This is a genomic window from Algoriphagus sp. 4150 (assembly GCF_031457395.1).
Taxonomy (GTDB): domain Bacteria; phylum Bacteroidota; class Bacteroidia; order Cytophagales; family Cyclobacteriaceae; genus Algoriphagus.
Genome location: NZ_JAVDWS010000002.1, coordinates 631488 through 649727, shown reverse-complemented (window position 1 = coordinate 649727; position 18240 = coordinate 631488). Strand labels below are relative to the sequence as shown.

Here is an 18240-nt window from a genome sequence, read left to right as displayed (position 1 = left end):
GGTTGATTTCTACGAAAATGGTGGATGCCGGGATTTATAATCATGCCCCTGTGTGTCGCGCTCCCGTCATGGATATTTCATCTGTTTATATTTTGTTTTAAGAGGTCAGATGGAATCTCGCCATGCGAATAATCATCCCTCTGTGTGTCGTCTTCGACATGCTCGATTTCATCTGTTTATAATTTGCTTTTAGAGGTCAGATGGAATCTTTGACGATTAAAATAATCATTGCACTGAGTGTTTTAATGATAATTTTAATCGTGTCGATTTCATCTGTTTATATTTTGATTTTTAATGGTCAGATAGCCTGTCCCGAACTTGATTCGGGAGAATCTCGCAGGTTTTATAATCATTTCTCTGTGTGTCGGTTTCGACATGCTCGATTTCATGGTATCATTCATTTTAAATTTTCTGATTCTCAACCAGCTCTTTTTAGAATTGTGCAGTTACACCCACTGTATAGGTTTTGGTAAGAGGGTATAATCTGCCCAACTCATCTCCCGGATGTTCTGGATCGACGAATTTTACCCCCGTAAAAGTCAACAGGTTATAAGCGTTGGCAAAGAAACGAATGCTCGTGGAAGGGCTATTCCTTGGTTTCAAGGTATAGCCGAGCTCAATACTCTTGAGACGGAGATAGTCAGTGCTCACACGGTTGAAATCCGAATTCCCGAGGGGGTAATTCCCCGTGTAACCATAATAGCCACTTACCCATTCAGTGGCTGGATCGTAAGGATCTGCCAGCGGATCTACAGGGTGCCATCGGTCTAGGTACTGTTCCAAGGCCCCGCCACCATTGCTGCCCCATATCGAATACAGGGGCTCTTGGTATTCCATGGAGCCAAGTGCCGATCCTTGGAATAGTAGGCTTAAATCAAAATTTTCGTAGGAAGCATCAAATGCCAAACTGAAATTCACCCAAGGTGTTTGATCGTAGGCAAATGGGTGCTGGTCCAATCCATTGATTTCCCCATCACCATTCCAATCCTCATATTTATAGTTGCCCGGCAAAATCCCCCGGTCTTTGTATATGGGAAATGACCAAATATCCTCCCAGTTCTCATATCGTCCGGCGGATTTATATCCGAATTGGACACCTTGATAGCGGTCAGTCAGGTTGTCATTGCGCCAGCGGTCATAAGAATTGCCATAAGGCCCTTTTTCTGCAGCGATCAGATGCTGTCGACGCGTAATTGTACCTATCCCTTTTACTCCGTAAGAAAACGAGCCTATGGTGTTTCGATGAGATACTTCAAGATCAATCCCAAATTGGCGGTCACTATTGGTATTCTCTCTGGGTGCTCCCGTACCGACTACTGTAGGTATTTCTCCTGAACGACTGGAAAAAAGACCATCCCTGCGGCGGTCGAAATAGTCCATTGAGAAACCAAACAACCCATTCGAAGCTTCAAAATCTACCCCAACGTTAAACGTTTTTGCTGTCCACCAGCTAATCCGCTCATTTGGAACAACTAACGAGGTCCCATATACAAACTCCCCTCCGAGCATGTATCCCGGTGCGTATTGGTTATAATATCCTTGCTGAGCATTTCCGCTTGTGGCGGGATAGATATAGCCTGGATACCAGTCATATTGCAGTGACCCATCGTCTGCGGTCATACCATAACTTGCCCTGAATTTTAGCTGATCGATAAAAGAAAGAGCTGAAATAGATTTAAAAAAAGGTTCCTCTGAAATACGCCATCCTAGGGATGCGGAGGGAAAAAGCCCCCAGCGATTATCTTTGACAAATTTAGAGGATCCATCATAGCGAAACTGTACTTCCGCTATGTAGCGATCGGAAAAAGAATAATTCAACCTGCCAAACATGGCGGAGTTGGCAATCTCATAAAGATCCCCTGATCCACCCTGCATTCCTCCTTGCTGGTTTTCATTCATTCCTCCCACCAGATATTCCATGGCAAAAGCAAGATCTCTCTGGGCATAGAGATTATCCCCCTTTCGGTTTTGAGTTTCAAAACCCAAGAGTCCGATCAATCCATGATTTGTGCCGAAAGTGCGTTTGTAATTAAGAAGAAATTGACCTAAGACCTGCTGTTTACTGTAAATTTCACGTCTGATTTGATTTGGAGAACTATTATTGTACAATTTCGATGCATAAGAATCCGTTAACGGATCATACATATATTGGTAATATTCTCTACGATAAATGTTATTGTCATCCCCACGGTAATCGTAGCTAATCAATCCTTTTGCTGATAAGCCTTCCAAAATATGTGATACCGTCCCAAAGTCAAATTCTAGTTCTGCAGAGGACTGAAAGTATTTTTGATTGTATTTTCTATATCCCGATACATCAGAGTCCATCATTGCCACTGTATTCTGCTCCAAATCCAACCCCTCGTAATTAAGCATGGTGTTTTCAGGATCAGCATATGCCGGGAACAATACGCCTTGCCTCCAATAATTTCGAATAATCTCCACTGCACTTGAATAAGGAGAATTGCGCTGATCGGCTACTCCACTCAAATTCAAATTGAATTTTAAGCCACGTGCCAGTTCTGTGGTGATGTTGGATCTCAGGTTAACCTTGTTGTAGTTCATATCCCCGGATTTGAAGAAACCTTCCTGATAGAGATATCCGCCTGCCACGTAATATTGTGTTTTTTCCGTCCCTCCGGAAATGCTTATATCGTGTTGACTTTGGGGAGAATATTCGTTGATCAGTAATGAATTCCAGTCTGTCGTGCGGCGTTGTCCCGTACGGAAGGCCTCAAAGGCATCTTCTTGGTAGATTAAATTACCGCCATTGATATTGTTCATGGCCATTTCATTGTACAGCGTCATGGTCTGATACGGGTCCGCAAGCTCCGGAAATCCCGAAGGACTCTGCAAGGTGTATGAGCCATTGTAAACTACTGTTGCTTTTCCGGTGTTCTTGCCTTTTTTGGTGGTTACCAGCAAGACACCATTTGCTGCGCGAGCCCCATATATAGCAGCCGAAGCATCTTTCAATACAGATAGATCATCAATATCACTCGGGTTCAACCGCTGAAAATCTGCCATTGTACGCTGAATCCCATCGATGATCACCAATGGAGCTCCCAGACCCCGGATGTCAAAACTATTGTTGAATGTGCCCGGCTCGGCACTTCTCTGCCATACCCTAACCCCGGCAACTCTACCGGTAAGCATATTCTGTGGGTTCTCATTCTTCGTCCGAAGCATCTCATCACCCTTAATACTTGACACGGCACCCGTTAAGGTGACTTTTTCCTGCATACCATAACCCACCACCACGACTTCACCAAGCTGCTGAGTATCGGGTTCCATCACCACATCAATTACTGATTGTACACCCACTTCAATTTCTTGTTGTATATATCCAATAAATGAAAAAGTCAAAATGGTATTGGAATCAGGAATCGTCAGCCTATACTTACCATTTATATCTGTGGTGGTACCTCGATTTGTACCCTTTATTACTACGTTCACGCCAGGCATTGCTGTCCCATCTTCTGAGAATGTCACCGTACCTGTGACCGTCATCTCCTCTTGCTGTATATCATCTCTGATAGAATGATAACTGCCGCTATTTATCTCATTACTTGCTTTTGCGTCAAAAACGGAAGCAAAAACAAAGCACTTCAGAACTATCCCGAACATTGAATATTTTATCAGACCTCTGGAAAACTGCTTGTATATATAGTGCATATGCTTAAGAATATTTTTTTTGAACATTACTTCTGCGGGGGATTATCCTGCTTAAAAACAAGGACATCCCTATTATTCGGATACTTATACAATTGCTTAAAATCACTTTTCCTGCTCATATCGTGACAACACAGCATATTCGGCTGCAAAAGTGAAATTGAACATGCCTTCCGTCCTGTTGTTATTATTGTCCAAACTCCACCCTACAAGCAAGTTTGTAGGAAGAAAACCTTCGTATAGAAAATTATCATATCCATAGTCAAGGTTCTTTTGAAATGAATCAATGTAATCGGCAACATTTCCATAAGAAGGATGAACATCTACATAGCCACGCATCAGGACACCATTAAACCAGTTCCTGAAACCACTTATATCATAGGTATAATATCCCGGAGTCGTCTGCCCCAGTTTTGCGAAATACTGAAAGCTAGCGTCAGACAATTTCTTGGCATCTTCAAGAAACTTATTGTCTCCTGTGATTCTGTATAAATCAGCTGCGCCGGAAAGCATGGTGCCACTGTTGTAAGAAATCGCAGGGCCTACACGATCCTGGCACGTGATCCCTCTGCGATACACAATTCCGTCAATGGTTTCAGTTTGGGGACTGCCTGGAGAGCATCCGCCTCTCATATCATCATACACACCGTCAGCGCGTAACAATTGACTTTTTTGCCAATCATATACTTTCTTGGCAAAATCAGCATAATAGTCACTTTTCTTGACCTCAATCGCCTTGCGGGATTCTTTATCCTCCCCATCAATGTATCGATAGGCTATTTCGTCATTTTTGTCTTTGTACAGTTCATGTAGCCATACCAGCGGACTGACCATCGGCCCATTGCTACAAGCATGTTTGGACACATAGCCAGGCCCCCAAGGTATTCCACCACGCTCCGTACCATCAGGATTGCGGGTACTGTCCCAGCCGTCCAATACATATTCTGTTAAATACTCTGCTTTTTGCAAATAGACGCTGTTGCCGGTGACCTTATAAGATTCGAGCAGCTCCCGAATAAGCCACATTTGATCATCATAAACATTTTCGATGCCTTCAACCTTGGCAGTACCTTTAGCATTACCTCTATTTACTCCGTACACCGACCATTCTTTAGTCTGCGTATAGGATACCAGTTCGAAAGTCCCCAAATAATAATCCGCATTGTCATATAGTTTACCCAGCAATTCGGAATACCTATCGAAATGCTCATCATGAATTGCGGCATTTCCATTTTCTTTTTGAGCGTGAAGTCCGTGTAATACTGCATTTACAGCTTCGATGGCCGCAGAGTACATCCAAACGCTTCCGATTTCATCGGAACGAACATCGGTATAAGGATTATAATACCTAGCCATCGCCATTCCTGCTCCGGTGAAGTGGGCTGAAACTGCTTTGTCTGTGAGTTCCATCGCACGAAGAAGGTTTTGTTCTGAAAGATTGACCTCCTCCACTGGAGGATCCGTGGGGTTAGTGTCAGATACATTTTCAGCACATGCTGTAAGGAGCAGCAACAGTAGACTATAGATAGAGATCATAGAGCGAAATATTGTCATAGTAAGGTTTATTGTTTTAGTTCAAATCAATCCGGTGGATGACCAGTTTGTTTTCTCCAGATTCGGCTTCACCATTATACACGCCCAATGCGAGCGTTACATTTGTGCCGTTAAACTGTGATAAGTCATACATGAATGAGGCATAGCCTTCAGGATTTCCGGCACCTCCGTTGCCATGCTTAAACTTCCAGCAACCGTCTTCTGCAGCACTGGCCTCATCGGCAGTATTGGACTGAGGATCCATGTGGATCACTGTCCCGTCATCGGCTATGGCTGTAAGTTTGAAGTAGGTGAAATTGTTACCAAAATTGCGCGTACTCAGCGTTAATTGGTTACTTCCACCATTTATGGAGAATTTTGAGTATAGATAGGCTTCAGGCACTTTGGTATCAACCTCAGGAGTATTGCGGGTTTTCATCAGATATCCTTCAGAGGGAAATACCTCCGGATCCTTCTTCAGCGGGACAAAGAACCATTCTGCTGCCACATGGTCAACCTGACGCCAAGCACGGTACGCATCCACATAATTATCCCGATTGCCGTCCACTGGGCTGATACCCGTGAAGGATTTCTTTGTATGTGGCATGATTGAGCGAGCTGTTTCCTGTGTCAATTTCCACCCCTCAAGAACTTCAGTTCCCGGCAGCCAGTCCCAGTTTTCTACCTTGCTATCAGCAAAGCGAATAGCACGAAGTACCAGCTGTTTCCAATAATCTCCTGTAGATTGGCGGTAAATACCTATGGCGATCACTACTTCTTTGCCTACATATTCTCCAAGGTCAAACTCAAAGTCAGCATAACTCCCCGATCCGTAGGTTTTATTCTCCCCAATTTTCACTGCAGAAGGTTGTGCCGCCGAAAGATCGATCACCTGAACTCCAAAAAATGCAGGGTTTGCCTCGTCCGCATTATGCGTACTTAGCCTCAATGACAAAATCTTATTTTCTTCAGTAATCAGCTTGCTCCCGTACACATAGGAATCAAAAACGTTGAGATCCGCAGGATTGCTGCGATCTTCTTCATTGTTTCGGATTTGTAAAGTGGTGCCTTCATTTTGCTCCTGCCATGCCCCCTGAAAGTCTAGTGCCGACATATAATTGCAAGCCCAATCCCAGCGTGGGTAAGCATCCGCATTACGACCTCCGCGGTATTCGTTGTAATACCATTTGTCAGCAGTTAATAGATCAGCGGTAGTAAGGCCTCGGAGAATTTCACCGCTCCCCATTCCTACTTCTATGCTTGCGACACCGCTGACAAAATCCGATTCACTTATCGTTCGTGTTACGGTTTTATAATTGGCTTTGGTGAATGTTACGGTGTAATTGTCCTCGATCAAATTCTCCAAAACAAATCGACCATCACTTCCACTAATGACTGTACCTGCTACTCCTACACTAACAGTTACACCTTCGAGACCAGTATTGTCGTTCTGTGCATCTGTGATCACACCCGTTATTTTGGCAGATGCAAACACCAATGTCATATTTGCTATAGCGACCCGGTTAGCATCAAATTTCTCAGGATTTACGGTAACACTAACTGTGAGCCACCCGGATTTGGAAAATTTCACAGCCTTGGTTTTCAAGGTTACATTCTCGAAGGAATATTTCCCGTCTCCACCGGTGGTCACAGACAATTCTTCTTCTCCCATACCGGCAAGTGTGACACTTACCTCGGGGATCGGACGGCCTTCGCCATCTATAACCATGCCTGTTATAGTGCCTTGATTTTCTTCAATTGGCTCATCTTCCTCGACGCAGGAGCTGGCAGATGCAATAAAAGTACTCAGCAACGCTACGTAAATAATCGCACGTAAATTTTTACTCATTCTGTTGGCTATTATGGGTTTGATAAAATAATTAATCGCCAACTATGTGAAACGCAGTACAATTCCACAACTTGACGCAGAGGAAAAATAGAAGTGGTAAGGTTAAATTCTTGGTTAAATCAGGGTTAATGACTTAGAAAAATCTATTAATCCGGCAATTGCGATAGTCATTGGACGTTAATAAACTTTACACAATCGGAACAAAAAATGGATAAAAGCATATAACTGGTCCCTGCAGATAATAATCTGCTCGACCTAGACTATACAAGCGGCATCTTCACCAAGAATCGAAGACAAAAAATTGATTGGCTATCAATTGAATACAGTCGAAAAAAGAAAAACCACAACCCTTGCGAGCTGTGGTTTTGGAAAGTAGGTCTATCGTTTATTACTTACCCCCAAGCGCATTGGCTCCGGAGACAATTTCAAGTATCTCATTGGTAATAGCTGCCTGACGGGTTCTGTTGTACATCAACCGTAGCTCTTTGAGCAGCTCACCGGCATTCTCAGTAGCTTTGTCCATTGCGGTCATTCTAGCGCCGTGCTCGGAAGCATTGCTCTCCAGTACAGCCTTGTAAAATTGGATCTTCAATGAAGTAGGAACCAATTCCTCAATAATATATGCTCTAGACGGCTCTAAAATATAATCTGTATCAGGAGTTTTCTCCTCAGCAGAATCTTCCTTTGCCATTGGCAGGAATTGCTCTACACGAACCTCTTGAGTAGCTACGTTTTTGAATTCATTGAATACCAAAACTACCTGATCGTATTCTCCGGCTACAAATGAATTCATCGCATATTCTGCCGCATTTCTCACATTGTCGAAAGTAAGATCCTGAAATACCTGATAATAATCAGATACCATATTGAAATCCTGCTTTTTAAATGCCTCAAATGCCTTTTTCCCTACAGGTAGGATCGTGATATTCTTACCTACAAACTGTCTCGTAACAGCAAGATTCACTGCTTTGATGATATTTGAATTAAAAGCACCACAAAGTCCTTTGTCGGAAGTAACAGGGATGATCAATACATTTCTCACCTCTCTTTTCTCGGCAAATACGATATCTGCAGCTCCATCAGAAGCAGCTGATACATTGTTCAGGATTTGGGTCAACTTCTGAGAGTAAGGACGCATCTGTACGATTTTGTCCTGCGCTCTTCTAAGTTTGGCGGCGGATACCATTTTCATGGCCTTGGTAATCTGCTGGGTAGAGACTACTGAGGTTATCCGTTCCTTTACTTCCTTAAGGTTAGCCATCTTGCTTGCGTTGTGCTAGGGTATAAATAACCGGAGGACTAGTATCCTCCGGAATTCAAATCAGTTATTTTGCGTACTTAGGAGCCAATTCGGCAGCTGCCTTGGAAAGAACTTTTCCTGCTCCATCCACGTCACCTTTAAGGATCAACTCAAGGGCTTCAGGATATGAAGTATCTAACAGTGTGTAGAATTCCTTCTCAAAAGCTCTTGCTTTTTCAACAGGAACAGTGTCCATCAATCCTTTGGTAGAAGCATAGATAATCGCTACCTGATGAGCTACCGAAACAGGAGAATACTGTGGCTGCTTCAAGATCTCTTGGTTTCTTCTACCTCTTTCAATAGTACGCTTGGTAGTTGCATCCAGATCAGAACCAAACTTGGAGAATGCTTCCAATTCACGGAAAGCTGCCTGATCCAATTTCAAGGTACCGGCAATTTTCTTCATCGATTTGATCTGTGCGTTACCACCTACTCTGGATACCGAGATACCTACGTTAATCGCAGGACGGATACCTGAGTTGAAAAGATTGGTTTCAAGGAAGATCTGACCATCAGTAATCGAGATTACGTTAGTCGGGATATAGGCAGAAACGTCACCGGCTTGAGTTTCGATAATCGGAAGTGCAGTCAAAGACCCTCCACCTTTTACCAAATGCTTGATAGAATCCGGCAAATCGTTCATTTCCTGAGCGATTTTGTCAGACTTATTGATTTTCGCAGCTCTTTCAAGCAATCTTGAGTGAAGGTAGAATACGTCACCCGGATACGCTTCACGTCCCGGAGGTCTTCTCAATAGGAGAGAAACTTCACGGTAAGCTACTGCTTGCTTGGAAAGATCATCATATACTACCAAGGCAGGACGGCCTGTATCGCGGAAAAATTCACCGATAGATGCACCTGTAAATGGCGCAAAGAACTGCATCGGGGCAGGATCAGAAGCAGGAGCTGCTACGATCACTGTATATGGAAGGGCTCCGCCTTTTTCCAACGCTGCTACTACACCTGCAACGGTAGAAGCTTTCTGTCCGATTGCAACGTAGATACAGAAAACGGGTTCTCCTTTATCGTAAAATTCTTTTTGGTTCAAGATAGCATCGATCACTACCGCAGTCTTACCTGTCTGACGGTCACCGATTACCAATTCTCTTTGACCTCTACCGATTGGAATCATCGCATCGATAGACTTGATACCTGTCTGAAGAGGCTCTGTTACCGGTTGACGATAGATTACACCCGGAGCTTTACGTTCCAAAGGCATTTCGTACAAATCACCGGCTATAGGTCCCTTTCCGTCGATAGGATTACCCAAGGTATCCACTACGCGGCCAAGCATTCCTTCACCTACTTGTATAGAGGCAATTCTTTTGGTTCTTTTTACGGTATCACCTTCTTTTACAGATTTGGAATCGCCGAAAAGTACTGCTCCGACATTGTCTTCTTCCAGGTTAAGTACCATTGCTTTCAGACCATTGTCGAATTCGAGCAATTCACCGGACTGAGCCTTAGAAAGTCCATAGATACGAGCTACACCATCCCCCACTTGAAGGACTGTACCCACTTCTTCGAGTTCAGCTTCGGTTCTTGCACCAGAGAGTTGTTCTCTTAAAATTGCCGAAACTTCATCAGGTCTTACTTCTGCCATGATATATAGATTAAATGCTTTTTGTTAGATTTTACTTTCGTAATGATTTTGGGTAAACTGAGTCTTCAATTGTCTCAGTTTGCTACTCAATGATTCATCAATCTGACGATCATTTACTGTCAAAATATATCCGCCTATCAAGTCTGGATTTATTTTCTCTACCAACTGTACTGACTTCTTTCCTGAAATCTCTTTCACCACTTCGGCAAACTCGCTGCGAAGAGTATCATCGATAGGGAATGTGGTGGTCACTTCTGCTACCTGAATAGACTTATGAAGATTGTACTGGTTTTCAAACTCCCTGGCTACGTCGAGAAGAATCTCTTCTCTATTCTTACGGGAAACAATCTCAAAGAAAGTCATCGTAAGCGCATCAGCACCTTTGGCAAAAAGCGCTTTGAGGATGTTCAGTTTTTTGTCTGAAGTGACTACTGGGTTCCTAAGAACCAAAGCCAATTCATTGTTGCTTGCTGCCAACGCTGTAAGACGTTGGAAATCTGTATGCACCTCCTCTAGTCTTCCTTTTTCCAAAGAAAGTTCCATGATTGACTTCGCATAGCGGGATGCTACTCTCTGGTTTGACATGGAGGTGTATTAGTTAAGCTTAAGTTCTTTGATAAATCCGTCTACCAAATCTTTTTGTGATTTGTCATCAGATAGATTTTTTCTCAATAATTTCTCCGTTACCTCCAGAGAAAGTGCTGCAACTTGAGTTCTTACGTCTGCCAAAGCAGCTTTCTTCTCAGTTTCTATGACTGCTTTAGCATTCTCGATCATCTGAGCGCCCACCTTTACAGCTTCCGCTTTGGCCTCATCGATCATTTTCACAGAAACATCCTGCGCTTTCTTCAGAATAGTATCTCTTTCCAATCTGGCTTCCGCAAGAAGTTTTTCATTCTCAGCCTTCAGGTTAGCCATTTCGTTTCTGGCTGTCTCTGCTGCTTTCAGGGCGTTGTTGATACTGGTTTCTCTTTCTTCAATGGCTGCAAGCATAGGCTTCCATGCAAACTTGATAAGGATAAACAAGAGTGCCAAAAAGCCAAACAACTGCCAGAAGATCAGTCCGGAACTAGGTAAAATCAGATCCATGAGATATAGTTAATTTCGTTATTGTTCAAAAAGAAGGATTGGCCATAAAGACCAATCCCGATTCATTTGTTCTTAGAAGACGATACCGCCTGCATTCAAAGCAATAAGTAGACATACTACTACTGCAAACAGGGAAACCACCTCGATCAAAGCTGCGATGATCAACATAGCAGTTTGGATTTTACCAGCAGCTTCAGGCTGACGGGCAATAGATTCCATAGCCTGTCCGCCAATACGACCGATACCAAGTCCTGCGCCAATCGCAACAATACCTGCACCGATACCAGCACCCATAAGAGCCATTCCAGCTGATAATAAGATTGAAGTTAACATACTTTTTTTTTTATAAATTGAACAAAGAAATTCTAATTAATGAGCAATGTCATGATCATGCTCTGCTACCGCCGAACCGATGTACATCGCTGTAAACAGCGTAAATACATAGGCCTGGATCGTAGCCACCAACAATTCGATCATATTGATGAAAGTAACCATCAAGGTACTCACCACCCCTATGGTATAAGACTCAAAAATAAATACCAACGCAATGAACGCCAGAATCACAATGTGACCGGCAGTGATCGCCACAAAAAGACGAACCATCAAGGCAAAAGGCTTAGTGAACAAACCAATAATCTCTACCGGAACAATCACCAACAATAATGGAACAGGAACTCCGGGAGTCATGAAAACGTGCTTCCAATAGTCCTTATTTCCATTCACATTGACAAGGATGAACGTCAAAATAGCCAATGTAGCTGTCACAGCAATATTACCGGTAAGGTTAGCCGCACCCGGCAACAAACCGATCAAGTTACCCACCCAGATAAAAAAGAATAAGGTAAGTAGGTAAGGAACGAACTTCTTATACTTGGGACCTATTGCTTTATGCGCAATCTCATCTCTTACGAAAATCACAATTGGCTCCACTATAGCCGCAGCTCCTTTAGGTGCAACAGCTCCGTTTTTCTTATAATGTCCAGCGGCAGAAAGTGACAAAATCATCACCACCGCTATCACTAAAAACATCATTGCAACGTTCTTCGTAATAGACAGATCTGTAAAAGCGGCACCGTCTACCCGACCCATATGGTCATGAGAATCGATGAAATAACCTTCGTGGGCATGTCCCTCGCCGAACGCATGAGTCTCATGATCCTGAAAGTCAGAAGAGCTGAAAAACTCCAACCCTCTATCCGCAGAATACACGATCACAGGTAAAGAAAGTGTCACGTGAGTATGGCCAACATTGAAAAAATGCCACTCGTGTGAATCCTTGATGTGATGCATGATGAAGCCGGTCGGATCTTCACCTCCATCTTCATAATCTGCTCCAGACGCAAAAGACATACTGGAGAAACTCAGCAAAAACGCTGACAATAAAATACTTAGGTAAAGAAATTTGCGCGTCATCTACTCTTTTTTTGAGGGCTACTTCGAAATCGGGCGCAAGTTAGCCAGAAAGGTGTAGATATCAAAAACCAGATAGAACAAAAAAAGAATAAAGAAATTCACCACAAACAAAAGAATATTCTCTGTGCCTATAAAAACCATGATTCCTATGAAAGATAAGGAGGCAATTATCCTTATTACCATTCCCAATAATTTTATCTGAAGTAGGTTTTCCGTAGAACCCTTCAGCAAAAAAATACTCGTAACTCCCACTAAATAGGAGGTTATGGCCAAAAACACCAAGATTTTCCAAATGTCTTCATGGATCGTAAAAGGCAGCAGCCATCCAAGTATAAGTATCAGTAAACAAACAATTCCTGTCAGTAGGAAAAATTTTAAATGATAGTTAGTTTTAAACGCCATGGAAATCATTTTTTGCAAATTTATCCCAAATTTTCTTTTGCCGACTACTTATCCGATCGAATCGAAAGCCACAGCTGATAAAAAGCTATCCCAATGGAGAGAAAACAAAAAAGAAGCAACCACACGGGGAATTTCATATTACTTTTTTGCTGTAGCCACCAGCCAAACCAAGTTCCTGCTCCTATTACTCCAAACAACTGAAAAGAAAGCCCAATATATTTGACATATACAGGTGTGCTTTTTGATTGGGTCTCTTCGGATTTTTTACTCATAAAATAGGCTGTGAATACCCCAATTTACTACTATTCGTTGGCATGCAGCTATTCACTTCTTGTTTCACAAATAATAGACCATCAAATTCGTTCACTAAGTAAACCAAAAATCCTATTTTGCTGCTTGAATTGGGCAAAACAACGCATGAGGAAATTTTCCGGGCTAGCGATAGCCATTTTACTTTTTACCGGGGCGTGCTCTTCAGAGCGCAACACCTTTGTTAACAGGACATTCCATAATGTGACTGCGCATTATAACGCATATTACCTTGCCGATGTGAAATTGAAAGAAGTTGAAAGTGAAGTTTTTCAAAACTACAAAGAAGACTACACCCAGATACTTCCTGTTTTTATCCCATTTGATTCCGCTACTATCCAGGCTAACTCCGAGAAGCTTCAATCTTCCCGTGAGTTGGCTTCCAAAGCAATCGAATGGCACAGAATCAGTAATTGGGTAGATGACAGTTATTATATTCTCGGCAAGCTTGATTATTACCAGTCTCACTTTGATGATGCCCAGAACACCTTCAAGTATGTCAATGTGAATTCCAAAAATGCTGACCTACGGCATCAGACACTGATCACCTTGCTTCGACTCTATGTAGATCAGGGGGAATTCGAAAATGCTAACTTCACCATTGATTACCTCTCTAAAGAGAAAGGAATTTCAGAAAAAAACCGATACGACCTCTATAGAACGCTTGCCTATTATTATGAAAAAAGAGGTGATAAGAGCGGTGTGATCGGGGCATTGGACAAGGCTATAGAGTACTCCCAAAGCAAAAAAGAGAAATCCAGAATTAATTTCATCTTGGCTCAGCGTTATCAACGGGAAGGTTTCGATGCCTTGGCCTATGAATATTATGAAAAATCCCTGGCAGGAAATCCCCCGTATGAACGTAGCTTCTATGCCCAACTTTATGCCCAACAGGTAGCAGAATTAAATGCTTCTAAGGACGTGAGGAAAGTGAGAAAGTACTACAACGATCTCTACGAAGATCCAAAAAACAGAGATTTGAAAGATGTAGTAATCTATGAAAGGGCTCTTTTTGAGGAAAAGCAGGGAGACACCGTACTCACTCTTGATTTACTTCACCAAGCTGCAAAGGAACCGGGGAGCAATCCAAGGGTGAAAGGCTATATCTACCAGAAACTCGCAGAAATAAATCTTACCGAATTCAAAAATTATCGGGCGACCAAATATTATCTGGATTCTGCACTCACATTCATTAATGAAAGCGATCCAATCGCTGTTGCAATCACAAATCAAAAAGAGTCTCTAGATCAGTATGTATTCCACTACGAACGGATCAACGGCAATGACAGCTTATTAACTTTAGCAGAATTGACTTCTGACGAGCAAAAACTAGTCGCGGAAAACTACATCAAATCCGAAGAGGAACGCCTTTTGCGTGAAGCAAAGGCACTCCAAAAGCCACAAAGCACAAGTATTTTTGACAATCTTTTAGCATTCAGCGACAGAGGTTCCGGGTCATCATTTTACTTCCACAATAGCGTGGCTATGCAGCAGGGAGCAATAGACTTCAGGAGAACTTGGGGCAATAGGACTTTACAGGACAATTGGAGAAGAAGTGCTGCAAGCTTCCAAAGCCCACCTCCACCGCTGAGAGAGCCTTCCGAAGAAGATTATACAGCTGTAGAAGAAGAAAGTCTTGTGAGCCAACTACCCACTATAGAAGACTTACTGGCCAAGATCCCCAATTCTCCCGAACAAATAGAAACCTTGAATCTTGAATTGGAGGAATCCTATTTTGAATTGGGCAAACTTTTATATTTTGATCTAAAAGAAATTGAGCAAAGTATTGAAAACCTAGAAACCTTGGTTCGCGACTATCCCAATTCTTCCCGAAAGCCGGAAGCATATTATTTATTGTATTTGGCACAAAAAGATTTGGGAGGTAATTCACAGCAATATGTCGGCCGTCTCAACCGGGAATTCCCCGAATCCCAGTACACGTATTCTGTAAATAATCCCGATGCAGCATCAGGCAATCTGGCGTATGTGGAATCTTCAAAAAGGTATGAACAAGCATATGATGCATTCTATGATGGGCAATATCAGATCAGTAAAGCCATTATAAAATCCGCATTGGAAGAGTACCCCCTTACCCGAAACACTGAGCGGCTGCTGCTGCTTGACATCATGGTCACCGGCAAAATGGATACCCGCATCAGGTACAGAGAACGGCTTGAAAATTATATTCAGAACGCTCAAGATACAAATCTGGTAGAATTGGCAAGAAATATGCTAAAACCAATGCTATCGCAGTCTGAACTGGCAGAACTGAATCCTAAAGAAATAGAGGAAGCGGATTCCACAAAAGTCGAAAATGGAAAGGTGGCGGAAAATGGGAAAAATGAGGTCTCGACAGGGTATAAATACAGTGAAACCACAACACATATCTTTGTGATTGCGATGGATCCGGGCCAGGCTGAAGGTGCTAAAAGTCTTTTGGCAGACTTAGAGAGTTTTCATTCTACCAATTTCTCCAAGGAAAGATTAAGAACCGGAAATATGAATATGAATAGGGAAAATGCAATTTTCATCATCAGCCCATTTTCAAACGCTGCAAAAGCAAAGAATTACTATAGCAAGTTTCAAAAAGAATTCAAATCCGATGGACTGCCTGATGAGGTAAAGTCCAATTCATTTGTGATTTCAATTGAAAACTTTCAGGCATTGAACAAAAGCAAAAATTTAGAAGAATATAGGACTTTTTTCAAGTCCGCATATAAGTAAACTATGAGTAACAAAGCAAAACCTCAATCTTCCTCTTGGGTGCCCAAGACTATTAAGTTCCTTTGGATCGCCTTTACAGCAGGGTTTTTAGGTTTCATTCTATTTGTATGGATGATTAGTATCAATTTTCTGGGGCTGTTTGGAACACTTCCTGACTTTAAAGCCTTGGAAAATCCTGACTCGCAGATAGCGTCAGAATTATACTCTTCCGATGGATTGCTTCTGGGAAGATATATTCGTGAAAACAGAAGTCCGGTCACCTATGATGAGCTTTCTCCCAAACTGGTTGAAGCATTGATAGCCACTGAGGATGTTCGGTTTGAAGAGCACTCGGGAATCGATTCGAAGGCAATGATGAGGGTTCTATTCAAGTCTATTCTGCTGGGACAGGCTACGGGAGGAGGTTCTACCTTAAGCCAGCAAACAGCCAAAAATCTTTTCAAGACAAGAACGGACGCAAGCAATGGGCTACTTAGCTCTGTCCCGGTTCTTCGTATGCTCATTATTAAAACCAAGGAGTGGATTGTTGCGACTCAATTGGAAAAAGCGTACACCAAAAATGAGATTCTGACACTTTATCTCAACACTTCCGATTATGGTTCCAATGCTTTTGGAATCAAAACAGCATCAGAGACTTTTTTCAACAAAAAGCCTTCAGAACTATCCACCCAGGAAGCAGCGGTATTAGTAGGCCTTTTCAAAGCGCCATCGTACTACAGCCCCGTTTACAATCCTGAAAATTCCTTGAGAAGAAGAAACACCGTGCTTGCCCAAATGATGAAAAACAATAACCTCACAAGAGAGGAATTTGATTCTTTGTCCAAGTTACCCATAGAATTGAACTACAGTGTGGCGAACCAAAACAAGGGCTTGGCTACCTATTTCCGGGAAATTGTAAAGGCTGATCTAATCAAATGGACTAAAGAAAACTTAAAATCCGATGGCAGTGCATATGATCTCTATGGGGACGGTCTCAGGGTGTATGCCACCATTGATAGCAGAATGCAGCGATATGCAGAGGAGGCCGTAGCAGATCACATGAAATCTCTTCAAACTCTTTTCTACAAAGAGATGGGCACTAGAGACCCATGGGTAGATGGAAGCAACCGTGTGATCCCAAATTTCATCGAAGATGCAGTACGGCGGACAGAGGCTTATCGTTTGCTTAAAGTACGGTATGGAGACGAAACTGATTCAATCAACCTTAAGCTGAATGAAAAGAAGAAAATGAAAGTCTTTTCGTGGGAAAAAGGAGAAGTGGATACCCTTATGAGTTCCATGGATTCGCTTAGGTATTATAAGAAGCTACTTCAGGCAGGATTTATGAGCATGGATCCACATACCGGCCAGATCAAAGCTTGGGTTGGCGGATTGGACCATAAGTATTTCAAGTTTGACCACGTAAAACGAGGCAAGCGACAGCCGGGCTCTACCTTCAAGCCCTTCGTATATGCGGCGGCTATTGAGAATGGATACAGCCCTTGCTACAGCGTAATCGATCAACCTGTGGAAGTATATATCCCTGGGCAGCCTGCTTGGAGTCCTTCCAATGCCGACGGGAAGTTCACTTACCAGAAAATGACAATTCGTAAGGCAATGGCGCAGTCGGTCAATTCCATTACTGCCTATATGATGAAGAAACTAAGCCCTAAAATAGTGGTCGAAACTGCAAGAAGATTGGGCGTCACCAGTGATTTAGAGGAAGTACCCTCTTTGGCCCTAGGAGTAAACGATGTGTCTATTTTCGAGATGGTAGGAGCCTTTGGGACATTTGTCAACAAAGGCGAGCATACAACTCCATTCTACATAGACAGAATTGAAGACAAAAATGGAAATGTAATTCAGCAATTCACTGCCAAAAAGAGACCTGCTATGAGTGAAGAGCATGCCTACCTCATGACCTACATGCTAAGGGGTGGTTTTGAAGAAGGAGGAGGAACCAGCCAAGGAGTACCTTATTCATTACGGGAAGGCAATGAACTTGGAGGAAAAACAGGGACCACCCAAAATGCTTCCGATGGATGGTATATGGGTATCAGCAAAGATTTAGTCAGTGGAACATGGGTAGGAGGAGATGATCGCGCTATTCACTTTAGAAGCTGGACAGCCGGTCAAGGCGGCAGAACCGCCAGACCTATATGGGTGAATTATATGACAAAAGTATATGAAGATAAAAGCTTAGGATATACTAAGGGGCCTTTTCCAAGACCTGACAGACCGCTAAGCATAGAGATTGACTGTGATGCGTACGAGAAAGAAAGCCAACGATTTGCTGATTTTGATTACGACTCTCAGAAAAATGATTTCTAGAAAAACATAAATCCTCCTAGAAAAACAGCCTTAATC

Annotated in this window: 13 protein-coding genes; 2 read left to right on the top strand and 11 right to left on the bottom strand. The window is 42.7% G+C overall.

Features of this window, described 5'->3' with window-relative positions; translation table 11 throughout:
- Positions 1 to 432: 432 nt before the first annotated feature.
- The 11 genes from J2X69_RS06100 to J2X69_RS06050 form a co-directional block, all read right to left on the bottom strand.
- On the bottom strand, positions 433 to 3675 hold the full coding sequence (locus J2X69_RS06100) for a TonB-dependent receptor (RefSeq protein ID WP_310100058.1): 3243 nt from the start codon (positions 3673 to 3675) through the stop codon (positions 433 to 435).
- A gap of 102 nt (positions 3676 to 3777) precedes the next feature.
- Positions 3778 to 5226 carry a glycoside hydrolase family 76 protein gene (locus J2X69_RS06095; protein ID WP_310100053.1) on the bottom strand — a complete coding sequence of 483 codons (1449 nt, stop codon included), beginning with the start codon at positions 5224 to 5226 and terminating at the stop codon, positions 3778 to 3780.
- A 16-nt stretch (positions 5227 to 5242) separates the two neighbouring features.
- The gene (locus J2X69_RS06090; RefSeq protein WP_310100050.1) at positions 5243 to 7054 is read right to left on the bottom strand and encodes a carboxypeptidase-like regulatory domain-containing protein; all 1812 of its coding nucleotides are present in this window, start codon (positions 7052 to 7054) and stop codon (positions 5243 to 5245) included.
- 388 nt (positions 7055 to 7442) lie between these two features.
- Entirely contained in the window at positions 7443 to 8315 is an 873-nt protein-coding gene (atpG, locus tag J2X69_RS06085; RefSeq protein ID WP_310100047.1) for an ATP synthase F1 subunit gamma, read from the bottom strand.
- Between the two features lie 64 nt (positions 8316 to 8379).
- Positions 8380 to 9957: a F0F1 ATP synthase subunit alpha gene (gene atpA, locus J2X69_RS06080; RefSeq protein ID WP_310100044.1), complete on the bottom strand. Its 1578-nt coding sequence runs from the start codon at positions 9955 to 9957 to the stop codon at positions 8380 to 8382.
- Between the two features lie 24 nt (positions 9958 to 9981).
- A complete protein-coding gene (atpH, locus tag J2X69_RS06075) occupies positions 9982 to 10542 on the bottom strand; it encodes an ATP synthase F1 subunit delta (protein WP_310100041.1) in 561 nt (186 codons plus the stop codon).
- Between the two features lie 9 nt (positions 10543 to 10551).
- Positions 10552 to 11046, bottom strand: a complete 495-nt coding sequence (locus tag J2X69_RS06070) for a F0F1 ATP synthase subunit B (protein ID WP_310100036.1) — start codon at positions 11044 to 11046, stop codon at positions 10552 to 10554.
- A 72-nt stretch (positions 11047 to 11118) separates the two neighbouring features.
- A complete protein-coding gene (atpE, locus tag J2X69_RS06065; RefSeq protein WP_310100033.1) occupies positions 11119 to 11379 on the bottom strand; it encodes an ATP synthase F0 subunit C in 261 nt (86 codons plus the stop codon).
- Between the two features lie 36 nt (positions 11380 to 11415).
- Positions 11416 to 12459: a F0F1 ATP synthase subunit A gene (gene atpB, locus J2X69_RS06060; RefSeq protein ID WP_310100030.1), complete on the bottom strand. Its 1044-nt coding sequence runs from the start codon at positions 12457 to 12459 to the stop codon at positions 11416 to 11418.
- 18 nt (positions 12460 to 12477) lie between these two features.
- The gene (locus tag J2X69_RS06055) at positions 12478 to 12861 is read right to left on the bottom strand and encodes a hypothetical protein (RefSeq protein ID WP_310100027.1); all 384 of its coding nucleotides are present in this window, start codon (positions 12859 to 12861) and stop codon (positions 12478 to 12480) included.
- A 44-nt stretch (positions 12862 to 12905) separates the two neighbouring features.
- The gene (locus J2X69_RS06050) at positions 12906 to 13133 is read right to left on the bottom strand and encodes an AtpZ/AtpI family protein (protein ID WP_310100024.1); all 228 of its coding nucleotides are present in this window, start codon (positions 13131 to 13133) and stop codon (positions 12906 to 12908) included.
- Between the two features lie 145 nt (positions 13134 to 13278).
- Between J2X69_RS06050 and J2X69_RS06045 the strand changes: the two genes are divergently transcribed.
- Positions 13279 to 15894: a gliding motility protein gene (locus J2X69_RS06045; protein WP_310100021.1), complete on the top strand. Its 2616-nt coding sequence runs from the start codon at positions 13279 to 13281 to the stop codon at positions 15892 to 15894.
- Positions 15895 to 15897: 3 nt separating this feature from the next.
- Positions 15898 to 18204, top strand: a complete 2307-nt coding sequence (locus tag J2X69_RS06040; RefSeq protein ID WP_310100018.1) for a transglycosylase domain-containing protein — start codon at positions 15898 to 15900, stop codon at positions 18202 to 18204.
- Positions 18205 to 18240 lie beyond the last annotated feature (36 nt).